Origin of the sequence: Azospirillum fermentarium (genome assembly GCF_025961205.1) — a bacterium.
GTDB classification, from domain to species: Bacteria; Pseudomonadota; Alphaproteobacteria; order Azospirillales; family Azospirillaceae; genus Azospirillum; species Azospirillum fermentarium.
On record NZ_JAOQNH010000001.1, the window covers coordinates 877,528 to 891,098 of the forward strand.

The 13,571-nt window shown below is 68.5% G+C and carries 12 protein-coding genes; 6 read left to right on the forward strand and 6 right to left on the reverse strand.

Annotation, left to right across the window (positions count from 1 at the left end):
- The first annotated feature begins 15 nt into the window (after positions 1-15).
- Positions 16-1,044, forward strand: coding sequence for a DNA polymerase III subunit delta (gene holA / locus M2352_RS04160; protein ID WP_264663240.1), 1,029 nt, complete (start codon positions 16-18; stop codon positions 1,042-1,044).
- A gap of 11 nt (positions 1,045-1,055) precedes the next feature.
- Here holA and M2352_RS04165 read toward each other — a convergent pair whose 3' ends face one another.
- On the reverse strand, positions 1,056-2,108 hold the full coding sequence (locus tag M2352_RS04165) for an amino acid ABC transporter substrate-binding protein (RefSeq protein ID WP_264663241.1): 1,053 nt from the start codon (positions 2,106-2,108) through the stop codon (positions 1,056-1,058).
- A gap of 260 nt (positions 2,109-2,368) precedes the next feature.
- Between M2352_RS04165 and M2352_RS04170 the strand changes: the two genes are divergently transcribed.
- The 4 genes from M2352_RS04170 (at position 2,369) to M2352_RS04185 (ending at position 6,926) form a co-directional block, all read left to right on the forward strand.
- Positions 2,369-4,243, forward strand: a complete 1,875-nt coding sequence (locus M2352_RS04170) for a diguanylate cyclase (RefSeq protein ID WP_264663242.1) — start codon at positions 2,369-2,371, stop codon at positions 4,241-4,243.
- A 112-nt stretch (positions 4,244-4,355) separates the two neighbouring features.
- Positions 4,356-5,342, forward strand: a complete 987-nt coding sequence (locus tag M2352_RS04175) for an ABC transporter substrate-binding protein (protein WP_264663243.1) — start codon at positions 4,356-4,358, stop codon at positions 5,340-5,342.
- Positions 5,343-5,352: 10 nt separating this feature from the next.
- The gene (locus M2352_RS04180) at positions 5,353-6,141 is read left to right on the forward strand and encodes an ABC transporter permease (RefSeq protein WP_264663244.1); all 789 of its coding nucleotides are present in this window, start codon (positions 5,353-5,355) and stop codon (positions 6,139-6,141) included.
- Complete coding sequence (locus M2352_RS04185; RefSeq protein WP_264663245.1) at positions 6,138-6,926, forward strand: ABC transporter ATP-binding protein; 789 nt, start codon at positions 6,138-6,140, stop codon at positions 6,924-6,926. Before M2352_RS04180 ends, M2352_RS04185 begins: the two co-directional genes overlap by 4 nt.
- A 66-nt stretch (positions 6,927-6,992) precedes the next feature.
- On the opposite strand, the gene M2352_RS04190 is transcribed toward M2352_RS04185, so the two are convergent.
- The 5 genes from M2352_RS04190 to M2352_RS04210 form a co-directional block, all read right to left on the reverse strand.
- On the reverse strand, positions 6,993-7,787 hold the full coding sequence (locus M2352_RS04190; protein WP_264663246.1) for an ABC transporter permease: 795 nt from the start codon (positions 7,785-7,787) through the stop codon (positions 6,993-6,995).
- 10 nt (positions 7,788-7,797) lie between these two features.
- On the reverse strand, positions 7,798-8,682 hold the full coding sequence (locus M2352_RS04195) for an ABC transporter permease (protein ID WP_264663247.1): 885 nt from the start codon (positions 8,680-8,682) through the stop codon (positions 7,798-7,800).
- A complete protein-coding gene (locus M2352_RS04200) occupies positions 8,679-9,404 on the reverse strand; it encodes a hypothetical protein (protein WP_264663248.1) in 726 nt (241 codons plus the stop codon). The genes M2352_RS04195 and M2352_RS04200 overlap by 4 nt, the downstream gene beginning before the upstream one ends.
- A gap of 161 nt (positions 9,405-9,565) precedes the next feature.
- The gene (locus tag M2352_RS04205; protein WP_264663249.1) at positions 9,566-10,639 is read right to left on the reverse strand and encodes an ABC transporter ATP-binding protein; all 1,074 of its coding nucleotides are present in this window, start codon (positions 10,637-10,639) and stop codon (positions 9,566-9,568) included.
- Between the two features lie 27 nt (positions 10,640-10,666).
- Positions 10,667-11,830, reverse strand: a complete 1,164-nt coding sequence (locus M2352_RS04210; RefSeq protein WP_264663250.1) for an extracellular solute-binding protein — start codon at positions 11,828-11,830, stop codon at positions 10,667-10,669.
- Positions 11,831-12,002: 172 nt separating this feature from the next.
- On the opposite strand from M2352_RS04210, the gene M2352_RS04215 reads away from it, so the two are divergent.
- The gene (locus M2352_RS04215) at positions 12,003-13,523 is read left to right on the forward strand and encodes an alkaline phosphatase family protein (protein ID WP_264663251.1); all 1,521 of its coding nucleotides are present in this window, start codon (positions 12,003-12,005) and stop codon (positions 13,521-13,523) included.
- The last annotated feature ends 48 nt before the right edge of the window (positions 13,524-13,571 follow it).

Consider the following 13,571-nt stretch of genomic DNA (forward strand, 5'->3'; position numbering starts at 1 on the left):
GCTCGAAAGCCGGCCATGAAGCTTCAGCCCCGTTCCGTCGAGTCGTTTCTGCGCAAACCCGACCCCAAGGTCCGGGCCGTGCTGTTCTACGGCCCCGACGACGGGCTGGTGCGCGACCGTGCCGGCACGCTGGGGCGGACGGTGGTGCCGGACCTGTCCGACCCGTTCCGGGTGGCCGACCTGCCCACCCGCACGCTGGCCGACGACCCCGCCCGGCTGATGGACGAGGTGGCGGCCATGGCGCTGACCGGCGGGCGCCGGCTGGTGCGCGTGCGCGATGCCGAGGACAACAGCGCCGCCGCCTTCACCTCCCTCCTGTCCGATCCCCCGCCCGGCGACACGCTGGTGGTGGCCGAGGCCGGGGAACTGGGACCGCGGTCCAAGCTGCGCGTGCTGTTCGAAGGGGCGGAGAACGCCGCCGCCATCCCCTGCTATGTGGAGGACGAAGCCGCCCTGGGCGGCGTCATCGAGGGGCTGCTGCGGGCCGAGGGGCTGTCGGTGGACGGGGATGCGCTGGCCTTTCTGGCCGGCAATCTGGTGGGTGACCGCATGGTGGCCCGCGGGGAGGTGGCCAAGCTGGCGCTCTACATGGGGCCGAAGGGCGGCACCGTCCGGCTGGAGGATGTGCAGGCCAGCATCGGCGACTCCTCCACCCTGGACGCGGACGAGGCGGTGTGGGCGGCGGCGGACGGCAACCTGCCGGCGCTCGACCGCGCCTTGGGCCGGCTGTTCGCCGAAGGCACGTCGCCGGTGACCATCCTGCGCGCCACCCAGCGCCATTTCCACCGGCTGCACCTGCTGGTGGCCCAGGTGGCGGCGGGAAAGCCCGCCGACGCCGCCGTCGCGTCGCTGAAGCCGCCGGTGATGTTCAAGCTGAAGAACCGCCTGACCGCCCAGGCCCGCCGCTGGCAGCCGGCCACCGTGCGTCAGGCGCTGGACCGGCTGACCGATGCGGAGGCCGAGTGCAAGCGCACCAACGCCCCCGACGTCACCTTGTGCGCCCGCGTGCTGTTCCAGGTCGGATCGCTGGCCGGGCGGCGGTAGGTTCCCCCGTCCTATTTCAGCGGCGGCACGTAATGCAGCCCGCCATCGGTCCACAGGGCGTTCAGCCCCCGTTCCAGCCCCAGCGGCGATCCGTTGCCCAGGTTGCGCTGGAACACCTCGGCGTAGTTGCCGATCAGGGAGATGACCCGCAGGCCCCATTGGGAATCCAGCCCCAGCGGCTTGCCGAAGGCCGGATCACCGCCGGCCAGCCGGCGGATTTCCGGGTCGGGAGAGGCCGACAGCCCCGCCACGTTGGCCGACGTCACCCCCTTGGCTTCCGCCGCCAGCATGGCCAGGACGGTCCAGCGCACCACCGAGAACCACAGGGGATCACCCTGCGCCACCGCCGGCCCCAGGGGTTCGTGGGAAATGGTGTCGGGCAGGATGCGCCATTGGCGCCGCTCCGCCGGCATGGTCGCGGCGCGGGCGGCCAGTTCGCTGCGGTCACCGGTCACCAGGGTGCATTGCCGCTGGGCGAAGGCAATGAACTTTTCTTCCGAACTGGTGGCCGGGACCATTTCCACCAGGGCGTGACCGGCCCGGACGGCGGCGGCGAGGTTGGCCTCCGACGTGGTGCCGCGCTGGACGCAGACGCGGGTGCCGGGGGGAACGTCCTTCCACGGCTTCACCGGGGTCTTGTCGCTCCCCTTGTCCACCCAGGTCATGAAGCCCTGGCCATCGTAATAGAGCACCACCGGAAAGACCGCCCCCATCCCGGTGTCGCGGGTGTAGGTCCACGTGGTCATGCCGAAGGCGATGTCGATGTCCCCGACGTTCAGGGCGTTGAACTTGTTGGCCGTGTTGACCCGGCGAATCGACACGGCGTCGGGGGTGCCGAGCACGGCGGCGGCCACGGCGCGGCACACGTCCACCTCGAACCCGCGGGCGTTGCCGTCGGTGTCCACGCCGCTGAAGCCGGGGGTCAGGTCCACGCCGCAACGCACCTCCCCCTGTTGCTCCACACGGTCCAGCACGGCACCGGCCTGGGCCGGTCCGGTGCCGTTGAAGGCCATGGCCAGCACCGCCGCCAGCATCGTGCGGGCAAAGGGGCCACGCGTCGTCATCCCCGCTCCTTTGGCTTGCACCGTTGGTATAGGCGTATTTTCACGGTTTTATTATCTCGGCTGTCAATGGTAGCATACTGCAGTACGCATAAAAGGAAAACGATGCGGCGCCCTATTCAATGACAAAAAACATTGCAACCGAGCATTTAGGAGAGACGGAGGGGCGAGCGGTCCGGTTGACGGTCCGGCGGCGTTTTTTATTGAGCCAAGTTACCCTCGTTTTTCTTTTGTTGCTGTTCGGTGGATGCGTCCTTTGGACCTTGACCATTATCGAAGAAGAATCTCTTAAGAACGAGAAATTTTATTTTCCCAATCTTCTCGCGTCTCAGCGCATTGCCGAGGATGCGGCGGCCATTGCCAGCTATGCCAGCCATATCGCCCACCGGATCTCGGTGTCGGAGCAGGTTGGACTTCTGAACCGCATCGATTCCCGTTCCGAATCCATCGAACGGCAACTGGCGCTGCTGGAGCGGGCCCACGGCGACAGCGCGGCGGTGGCCGGGCTGCGTGCCGCGGTGGCCGACCTGACCGGCAGCGCCGCCCGCATCCGCACGCTGTCGCGCGACCGCGATGCCGCCGCCCTGACCATCGAGCACACGCTGTCCGCCGTCCGCCAGGGCGTGGGCGCCGCCGCCGGATCGGGGGCGGGCGGGGCGGAGAACGCCACCGATCCCCGCCGCGCGGCCCTGCTGGTGCTGATTGCGACGGCGCCGTCGCGTCTGGTGCTGAACCAGTTGGCGCTGGAACTGACGGCTCTGGCGCCGTCGCCCGATCCGGCGGGGGATGCCGACCTGCTGAACGCCCGGCAGGCGCTGCTGGACCTGGACCGACGGATCGAGAATCTCGGGCGGATGCAGTGGGAACTGACCGCCCGCATGATGACCATGGCCTCGTCCCTGGCGGCGGAGGCGCGGCAGTGGCAGGAGAACCAGAACCGCCTGATTGCCGGTCTGACGGCGCGGCTGGCGGTGCTGCTGGTGGCGGCGTTCCTCAGCGGGCTGGCGGCGACGGTTCTGCTGTCGCGCTGGCTGGGCCGCAGCGTCGTCGCCCCCCTGGGCCGGCTGGCCGACGCCACCCGCCGGATTGCCGGCGGCGAGCTGGACGTGGCCATTCCCCACCCCCCGGCCCGGTCGGAGGTGGCGGATCTGGCCGACGCGCTCGCGGTGTTCCGCGACGCCACCCGGCAGGTGCACGACCAGCGCGACGCGCTGGCGTGGCGCACGGTGGCGCTGGACGCGGCGGGGGATGCCTTCGTGATCTTCGATTCGGTGGGGCGGATCGACTATGTGAACCCGGCCTTCACCCGCCTGACCGGCTATGGGGCGCAGGATGTCCTGGGCACCTCCATCGGCGGGGTGCTCAGCACGTCGGACGCCGACGAGGCGCTGACCGCCATGCGCGAAACCGTGCGGGCCGGCGGCGTGTGGTCCGGCGACCTGACCAGCCGCCACCGCGACGGCACCCTCTATACCCAGGCGGCCACCGTCGCCCCGGTGTGCGGTGCCGACGGCCTGCCCGTGCGGTTCGTGGCGGTGATGCGCGACGTCACCGCCGCCAAGCTGCGGCAGCAGGAACTGCAATGGCTGGCGGCCACCGATGCCCTGACCGGCCTGCCCAACCGCCGCCACATGGTGGAAACCGTGGAACGGGAGCTGGAGCGCACCCGCCGCCACCGCCTGCCGCTGTCGCTGCTGGTCCTGGACATCGACCATTTCAAGGTGGTGAACGACACCTATGGCCATGCCGCCGGCGACGCGGTGCTGCGGGCGCTGGCCGACACCTGCCGCGGGCTGCTGCGGGGCATGGACATGCCGGCCCGCATGGGCGGGGAGGAGTTCGTGATCCTGCTGCCCCAGACCCCCATCCCCGGCGCGGTGGAGGTGGCCGAACGGCTGCGCCGCGCCGTGGCGGCCATGGAGGTGCCGCTGGACGGCGGTGGTGCCGTCACCATCACCGTCAGCATCGGCATCGCCGGCATCGACGGGGCCACCGAGGACGGCGGTGCGGTGGACGAGGACGGGGCGGCGGTCAGCGGGTTCGACCGGCTGATGGCGCTGGCCGATCAGGCGCTGTACCGCGCCAAGGGCGAGGGGCGCAACCGCGTGCGCCTGTGCGGTCCCCGCGGTGCAGCATAAACCCGCGCATACGGCTGCATCCCATCTTCCCCGTTTTCGCAAAACCCGCCACACTGCCCCCTGACGCTCCGGTCAACGGAGCCGCCATGTCCCATGAGACAGAGAGGGGTTCATGATGGAGAGCATGTTTCGCGCGCGGCTGTGCCGCCGGGCGGCGATGGGCGCCCTGGCCCTGGCGGCCACGGTGGCGGGTCTTCTGCCATCCGGCGCGCGGGCGCAGGATCTGCCCAGGGTCACCATCGCCATGAGCGGCTGGACCGGTTTCGCGCCCCTGACGCTGGCCAAGGAGGCCGGCATCTTCAAGAAGAACGGCGTCGCGGTCGAAATCAAGAAGATGCCCTCGGCCAACCGCCACCAGGCCATGGCGGCGGGCGAGGTGCAGGCCATCGCCACCACGGTCGATACCCACATGATGTACGCCTCGTCCGGTGTGGCGGTGCAACAGGTGCTGGTGCTCGACAGCTCCCACGGCGGCGACGGCATCGCCGTGCGCGGGGACATCAAGGACGTGGCTGGGCTGAAGGGCCGGGCCGTGGCGGTGGAAAGCGGCGGCGTGTCCCAGTTCTGGCTGGCGTACGTGCTGAAGAAGAACGGCCTGTCCATCGCCGACGTGAACCAGACCAACCTGTCGCCCAAGGACGCCGCCGCGGCCTTCGTCGCCGGGCAGTTCGACGTGGCCGTGACGTACGAGCCGTACCTGTCCAACGTGCGCAACGCCAACGGCACCATTCTGGTCACCTCGGATCAGACGCCGGGCGTGATCATCGACACGCTGGCCTTCCAGCCCGACTACATCCAGAAGAACCCCAAGGTGGTGCAGGCCATCGTCGATGGCTGGTTCGAGGCCCTGGACATGATCAAGGCCGATCCGAAAAAGGCGTTCGAGATCATGGGCAACGACGTCAAGCAGACGCCCGAGCAGTTCGCCGACTCGGCCCGCTTCGTCAAATGGTACGACAAGCCCGGCAACCAGACCTATCTGGCCGACACCATGCCCACCTTCCTGACAGAGGTGCGCGACGTGATGCTGGAAGCCAAGCTGCTCCGCCGCGGGCCGGACACGCTGGACGCCATGGCCACCCCGGCGTTCGTGAAGTGATGGGTTGGTGATGCACGGTTTCTTCGCACCGCTGAAGCCGGTGCCGCCGGGGCTGCGCGCAGCCCTGGCGGTGGCCTGTTTCGTGCTGTTCTTCGTGGGCTGGGGGATCGCCACCTACGGCGGCTTCGTCAAGCCGCTGTTCCTGGCATCGCCCGGCACCACGCTGGCCTCGGGCTATGAACTGTTCGCCAAGTTCGGCTTCACCGCCGACATCGGCGTGACGGTGGCGCGGGTGTTCGCCGGCTTCGCGCTGGCCGTGCTGGTGGCGGTGCCGCTGGGCATCCTGATGGGGGCGTTCAAGCCGGTGGAGGCGTTCTTCGCCGGCTTCACCTCCTTCGCGCGCTACCTGCCGGCCTCGGCCTTCATCCCGCTGCTGATCCTGTGGGCCGGGGTGGGCGAGCTGCAGAAGGTTCTGGTGATCTTCATCGGCTCGGTGTTCCAGCTCGTCATCATGATCGCGGTGATCGTGGGGGCCGTGCGCACCGATCTGGTGGAGGCGGCCTACACGCTGGGCGCGTCGCGCCGGGGCGTGGTGCTGCGGGTGCTGCTGCCTGCAGCCGCCCCGCAGGTGTTCGAGGCGCTGCGGCTGGTGCTGGGCTGGGCCTGGACCTATGTGATCGTCGCCGAACTGGTGGGCGCGTCCCAGGGCATCGGCCACATGATCATCGAGGCGCAGCGGTTCCTCGACACCGGCCAGATGATTTTCGGCATCTTCATCATCGGCCTGATCGGGCTGATCACCGACGTGGCGTTCCAGGCGATGAACGCCCGCCTGTTTCCGTGGGTGCGCGGACGATGAGCAAACTGGTGATCCGCGGGGTGCGCAAGGAATTCCCCGCCCGCCGGGGCGGCGGGGCCACCCGCGCCCTGGAACCCACCGACCTGACGGTGCAGGACAACGACTTCATCACCATCCTCGGGCCGTCGGGCTGCGGCAAGTCCACCCTGCTGCGGGTGGTGGCCGGGCTGGAGACGCCGACGGCGGGGGAGGTGCTGCTGAACGGCCGCCCTGTCACCCGCCCCGGTCCCGACCGCGGCATGGTGTTCCAGTCCTACACCCTGTTCCCCTGGCTGAACGTGCGCGACAACGTGTGCTTCGGCCTGCGCGAACGCGGCGTGCCGCGGGCCGAACAGGTGGCGACCGCCGACCGTTTCCTGGCCCAGGTGGGCTTGAAGGGGTTCGAGAACCACCACCCGGCCCAGCTTTCCGGGGGTATGCAGCAGCGCACGGCGCTGGCCCGCGCGCTGGCCAACGACCCCGACATCCTGCTGCTGGACGAACCCTTCGGCGCGCTGGACCACCAGACGCGGGAGGTGATGCAGGAACTGCTGCTGGGCATCTGGGAGCAGCACCGCAAGACCGTGCTGTTCGTCACCCACGACATCGACGAGGCCATCTTCATGGCCAGCCGCGTGGTGGTGATGTCGGCCCGTCCGGGCCGGATCAAGTGCGACATCCCCATCGACCTGCCGCACCCGCGGTCCTACAAGGTCAAGACCACGGCGGCCTTTGCCGATTACAAGGAACGGCTGACCGAAGAAATCCGCGTGGAGACGCTGAAAACCTTGCAGATGGAAGCGTAACCCCATCAATGGGATGCAAGGGCTGGACGCCCTTGCCGGGGGTGTCGGGGGCGGCGCCCCCGACGCTTACGCCTTGGCTTCCCGCCGTCTCATGATCTCGTACACCACCGCCCCGACGATGGTCAGTGCGATCAGAATCAGCGACAGCGCGTTGACGGCGGGCGTCAGCCCGGTGCGCACCTTGGATGCGATGTAGATGGTCAGCGTGGTTTCCAGCCCGCGCACGAAGATGGTGGTGTTGTAGTTCTCGAAGCTCTGCAGGAACGCCAGCAGCGCCGACGACAGCACCGACGGCATCAGATAGGGCAGGGTGATGCGGCGGAACACCTGCCCGTGGGTGGCGCCCAGGTCCAGCGCCGCTTCCTCCAGGCTGGGATCGAAGCGCTGGAGCCGGGCCAGGAACAGCAGCATGGCGTACGCCGCGATGAAGCTGGCCTGCGCCACCACGGTCAGGAAGATGCCGCCGCTGACGTCGAACCACTGCCGCCAGAACACCAGCGTGGAGATGCCGACGATCACCCCCGGCGTCAGCAGCGGCGACACCATCACGGCATAGAGAAAGGTGCGCGCCCGGCTGTGCAGCCGGTCCAGCAGCAGCGCCCCGGCCAACCCCAGCGGCACGGCCACGGCGATCACCCCGGCGGCGACGATCACGCTGGTGCCCAGCGCCTGCCACAGCCGCTGGTCGGCGAACAGAGCGGGGAACCATTGCAGGGTGAAGCCGGTCCAGGGGGTGACGGTGGGGAAGCGGCTGGTGTTGAACGCCGCCGCCCCCATGATGCCCAGCGGCACGAACAGATAGCCGAAGAACAGCACCAGATAGGTGCGTGTCAGCAGGCGGCGGAACCCCGCGGCGGTCATCGGCGGCCCCCTATTTGGCGATGTCGGTCAGGCCGACGCGGAACAGCTTCATCATCAGCAGGATGAAGCCGACGCACAGCACCAGCAGGATGAAGGCATAGGCCGCCCCCTGGTTCCAGTTCCCGCCCTCGAAGAACCAGTTGTAGATGACCTCGGTGAACCACCGGCTCTGCGGCCCGCCCAGCAGGGCTGGCACGGCGTAACTGCCGGCGGCCAGCATGAAGGTCATGATGCACCCCACCGCGATGCCCGGCTTGGCGTGGGGGATGGCGATGCGGCGGTGGATGCGCACCCACCCCGCGCCCAGGTCGCGCGCCGCCTCGATCTGGTGGCGGTCCAGGGATTCCAGGGCGTTGTAGATGGGGAACACCATGAACAGGATATAGACGTACACCATGCCGACGATGACGCCCGCGTCCCCGCCCGACAGCCGCTGCGGCTCGGCAAAGATGCCGAGAGTGACCAGAAGGATGTTCAGCGGCCCGGCATAGGCCAGGATGATGTACCACGCGAAGGTGCGCAGCAGTTCGTTGATCCAGAACGGCACCACCAGCATCAGCACCAGCATGGGCAGCCGCCGCCGGGGCGCCACCTGTGCCATGTAAAACGCGATGGGGTAGCAGACGGCAAAGGTGACGGCGGTCACCAGCGCGCTGGCCCAGATGGTCTTGACGAAGATGGCCCGGTGGACCTCGTTGGTCCACAAGGTGGCGTAGTTCTTCAGCGTATAGACGTCCTCCGGCCCGCCCAGCTTGGCCGGGGGCAGCATGGGGCGGAAGGAGAAATCCACCATCAGCACCTGCGGCAACACCACCAGCCCGACGATCCACACCGCCACCGCCAGCAGGATGACCGTGGTCAGAACGGGGCCGTACCGGCGCAGCACCTCGGTCATGGGGCGGTCTCCGACCGTTGTTGCAGCAGGGCGGTCACGGTCTGGGTGCGGTCCAGCCAAGCGGCGGCAACGGGGCTGCGCCACGCGATGAGGGTGCGGATCGTCTCGTAGTCCGCCGCCAGATTCCGGGGAAAGATCGGCTCGTGGTGGGCGATACGGTTGCGGAGCCGCCGGCCTTCTTCCGCCATGGCATGAAGACGGCGTCTGGCATCCTGCACCGTTAGCCGCGTCGGAGTATGCGGAAACTGGGGGCGTAAATGATGCTCCCAGATACGGCCATCATGGCGGGTGTTCAGCATTTCCACCCAAAAAACGAAAGCGAGTTCGGCAATCACCTGCCCTGTATTGTTTGGATACCGGGCTGTGATTGCCTCGAGATCTTTACGCTGGCTGTAGCGGTGCTGAGGGTTGGGAAGACTGATGAGAAGCTGCCGGGAAAGAGGCCACGATGGGCCATAGGTGCTGGCCAGAGCATCAGCAATTGCGTTGCGGAGAACGACCTCCAGCATATTGAGGGGGAAGAGCATGGCCGCGGCAACTTGCCCGTTCCAACGGTACAGGGCCAAAGCGCGTGCCGTGTGGGAGGCTCCATGTTCCGAGCGAGACTCTGTTGCTGTCAGGTAGCGGGCGAACCGAGGGGTACCAAACAGGGCCGGTAAGGTTTGGATTTCATCCTGGGTGAAATGTTCCGGCATGGAGTCTTGACGGGAAAAGGTGGGCATAATAGGTTTTATGCGTGAGCCTTGGGACAAGCTGGGGGCTGGGCGCAAACCCATCCCCTCCCCCCGAGGACAAAGACCAAGATGGCGGCCCCCACAAAGGGCCGCTATCTTTTTGTGCGCAAAAGTCTCCGGCATATTCCCGTATTGCGTGCTTGCCCCCATCATTCCCCCCCCCACGGCAGGACCACGGCGTCTTCGGCGCGGAAGGTCAGGGCGGCGTCGGTGTCGGGGGCCAGCGGCGGATCGGATTGCCCGCGGTGGGGGATCTGCACCGCCAGAGTGCCGGCGGGACCGGTCAGGAAGGCGTTGACGAAGGCCCCTTCGAAATCGCGGTGGCTGACGCGGGCGGTCAGGCGGTTGGGGCCGTCGCCGTCCACCGTCAGCCGTTCGGGCCGCACGAACAGCGCCGCCCGGTCGCCGGTGCGCAGATCCTGCGGGTTGCGCCCCACCAGCCGCCCGGCGGGCGTGTCCAGCGCCGCCAGCCCGTTCGCCAGCGCCGTCACCGGGCCGATAAAGCGGTTGGCCTCGCCGACGAAGCCGGCGACGAAGGCGGTGGCGGGGTGGTCGTACAGCGTCTGGCCGTCCGCCACCTGCTCCAGCACGCCGCCCCGCATCACGCCGATGCGGTCGGACATGGTGAGCGCTTCGCCCTGGTCGTGGGTGATGTAGATGAAGGTGACGCCAGTGCGCCGCTGGATGGCGCGCAACTCGGCGCGCATGTGCTGGCGCAGCTTCAGATCCAGCGCCGACAGCGGTTCGTCCAGCAGCAGCACCGACGGTTCCACCGCCAGGGCGCGGGCGATGGCGATGCGCTGGCGCTGGCCGCCGGACAGGTCGGTGACCTTCTTGTCCCCCGTGTCCGGCAGGGCCACGAGGTCGAGCAGCTCATTCACCCGTGCTTTGCGGCGGCTGGCGGGCACCCCGCGCACCTCCAGCCCGAAGCCGATGTTCTCCGCCACCGTCATCAGCGGGAACAGCGCCAGGTTCTGGAAGATCAGCGCGGTGGGGCGCTTGTTGGGGCCGATGCCGCGCATGTCCTGCCCGCCGATGCGGACAGCACCCTCGGTCGGCTCCATGAAGCCGGAGATCATCCGCAACAGCGTGGTCTTGCCGCACCCGGACGGGCCGAGGAAACTGAAGAACTCCCCCGCCCCGATGCTCAGGCTCACGTCATGCACGGCGGTCAGGTTGCCGAACCGCATGGTCACGCGGTCCAACTGCACGTCCCGGCTCATCAAGCGCCCCTGCTGGTCCCCCGGAGATCAGGCGGCGAGGAACCGGTCCTGATACTCGTTGCGCAACGAGACGTACCACGGTTCCTGCACCGGCCACCACCACAGCTTCGACAGGGCGTCACCGGGATAAGCCTCGGCGAAGAACGCCTTGGCCTCGTCCGACAGCAGGGTCTCGGCCCCCTTGGCGGTGGAGCTGATGCCGGAATGGGCGGTGTAGAGGGCGCCCGCCTCCGGCGTGTAGAACCAGTTGATCCAGGCATAGGCCGCTTCGGCGTTGGGCGCCTTCTTCGGGATGGCGAAGCCCTCCATCCACGCCAGCGCCCCTTCCTTGGGTGCGATGAAGCGGACGGGCAGCTTTTCCTTGCGCAGGGCCGCGGCGGTGCTGTCCCAGGTCTGGCCGATCACGCAGCCGTTGGTGCGGAAGGCGCCCTGCGCCTCGTTCTCGTTGCTCCAGAACTGGCCGACCGCCTTCTTGTTGGCGACGGCGGTTTTCAGGATGGCGTCGAAGTTGGCGCGCGCCTTGGCCTCCGACGTGAACTGCTCGCGCAGGGGGTGGGGCAGCTTGCCGTCCGCTTCCAGCCACAGACCGATGCCGATCAGGGACGAATGGCCGCGCACCGTGACCTTGCCGGCGTATTCCGGCTTCCACAGGTCGCCGTAGCTGGCGGTGCCATAGACCAGCGGCGCCTTGGTGCTGTCATAGGCCAAAGCCTCGGTGCCCCAGTCGGCGGGGGCGAAGAAGCGCTTGCCCCCCACCACGCCGCCCATGGTGGCCGAGCCGATCACCGCCGAGTCGATGCACCCGGTCCAGGTGACCTTGCTTTCGTCCAGCGGCTGGACCAGATCGAATTCCACATAGTTCGGCACCCGGTCCACCGTGGGGTGGATGATGTCGAACCCGGCCCCGCCGGTGGCCTTCAACTGGTTCAGCAGCTCGTCGTTGGTGGCGTATTCGGTCAGCACCGCCTTGACGCCGGTCTTCTTCTGGAAATCCTCCAGCATGGCCGGGCTGATGTAGCCGGACCACGAGAAGATGTTGACCGTGCCGCCCGCCGCGCGCCCTTCGCGCAGGATGAACGGCCCGGCGGCGGCAAGGCCCGCCGCCGCGGCCCCGGCCCGCAGCACCGTGCGGCGGGTGAACGCCTTGGCCGCGCGCTGGGTGGCGGCGCTGGAACGCTTGGTGTCGGTCATGGTTGTCCCTTCTCTTCCCTGCTGGCCTGTTCCGGCTGGCCGGCGGTTGTTGTTCCGGTGCCCAACTATGGCTGAGCCATCGGGGATCAGGCAATTTGCATGGCGGGCGATCAGCCAAACTTCATATTAGTGTCAAGCAATAGGCCGGAAGCAAAAGGGGCGAACAGGCATCATGACGCAACCGGAACGGCGCAACGTGCTGTTTATCACCGCCGACCAGTGGCGGGGCGATGCGCTGGGCTGCACCGGCCATCCCGCCGTGCGCACGCCGCGGTTCGACGCCTTCGCCGCGGAGTCGGTGCGCTTCGCCCGCCACTATTCCAACGCCAGCCCCTGCGGTCCGTCGCGGGCCAGCATCCTGACCGGGCTGGTGCTGCACAACCACCGCTCCGTGCGCAACGGCGTGCCGCTCGACCGCCGTCACACCACCGTGGCGGTGGAGGCGCGCAAGGCCGGGGTGGCGCCGGCCCTGTTCGGCTACACCGACACCGCCCCCGACCCGCGCGGCCTCCCGCCGCTGGACCCGGCCCTGTTCTCGTACGAGGGCATCGCGCCTGGATTCGATCCCGTCTGCCCGATGATCGACAGCGCCGATCCCTGGGGCGACGACCTGCGCCGCCGCGGCTTCCTGCCCGCGGGCGCGCCGGTGTCCGGCCTCTATGCCCCGCCCGACGGCGACCCGCACGGCCCCGCCCGCTTTCCGGCGGACCTCAGCGAAACCGCCTTCCTCACCGACCGTGCCCTGTCGTGGATGGCGGGGCAGGGCAACCGCCCGTGGTTCGCGCACGTCAGCTACCTGCGCCCCCATCCCCCCTGGATCGGGCCGGAGCCGTGGCACGGCCTGATCTCCCCCAGCACCACCCCGCCGCCCATCCGCGCCGCCACCCCGGCGGACGAAGGCGCGGTACACCCCTGGCTGGCGTGGCGCCTCTCCACCTTCCCCGGTAAGCACTGGGTCCATGGCCGCAAGCTCGACCCCAAGACCATGGGCGACGACGACCTGCGCTGGCTGCGCGCCGTCTATTACGGGCTGATCGCCGAGGTGGACCACCACATCGGGCGCCTGCTCGACGGGGTGCGGGCGCTGGGCCAGTGGGACGAGACGCTCATCATCGTCACCTCCGACCATGGCGAGTTGATCGGCGACCACTGGATGTTCGGCAAGGAGGGCTGGTTCGACCCCTGCTTCCACGTGCCGCTCGCCATCCGCTGGCCGGGCGGGGCCGAGGCCCGCACCGTGGACCGCTTCACCGAGCACATCGACCTGATGCCCACCATCCTCGACTGGCTGCGCGTGCCCATCCCGCGCCAGTGCGACGGCGTGTCCCTGCGCCCCTGGCTGGAAGGCCACGTGCCCCCGGTCTGGCGCCGCCACGCCCACTTCGCCTACGACTTCCGCGACGTCGCCACCGCCACCCCCGAGCACGCCCTGCACCAGCAGCCCGACCAGTGCACCATGACCGTCCTGCGCGGGGAGACGACGAAATACGTGCATTTCACCGCTCTGCCGCCGCTGTTCTTCGATCTGGCCGACGATCCGGGGGAGTTGCGTGACCGTTCCCGCGACCCGGCGTATCAGGGGCAGGTGTTGGAGCACGCCCAGGCGCTGTTGAGTTGGCGGCTGGAGCATGATGAGAGGACGTTGACCAACATGTGGTTGGGGCGGCAGGGGGTGGTGGTTAGGGAGGAGTGACTTGTCGGGGCGCCGCCCCGACACCCCGGCAAGGGCCAACGGCCCTTG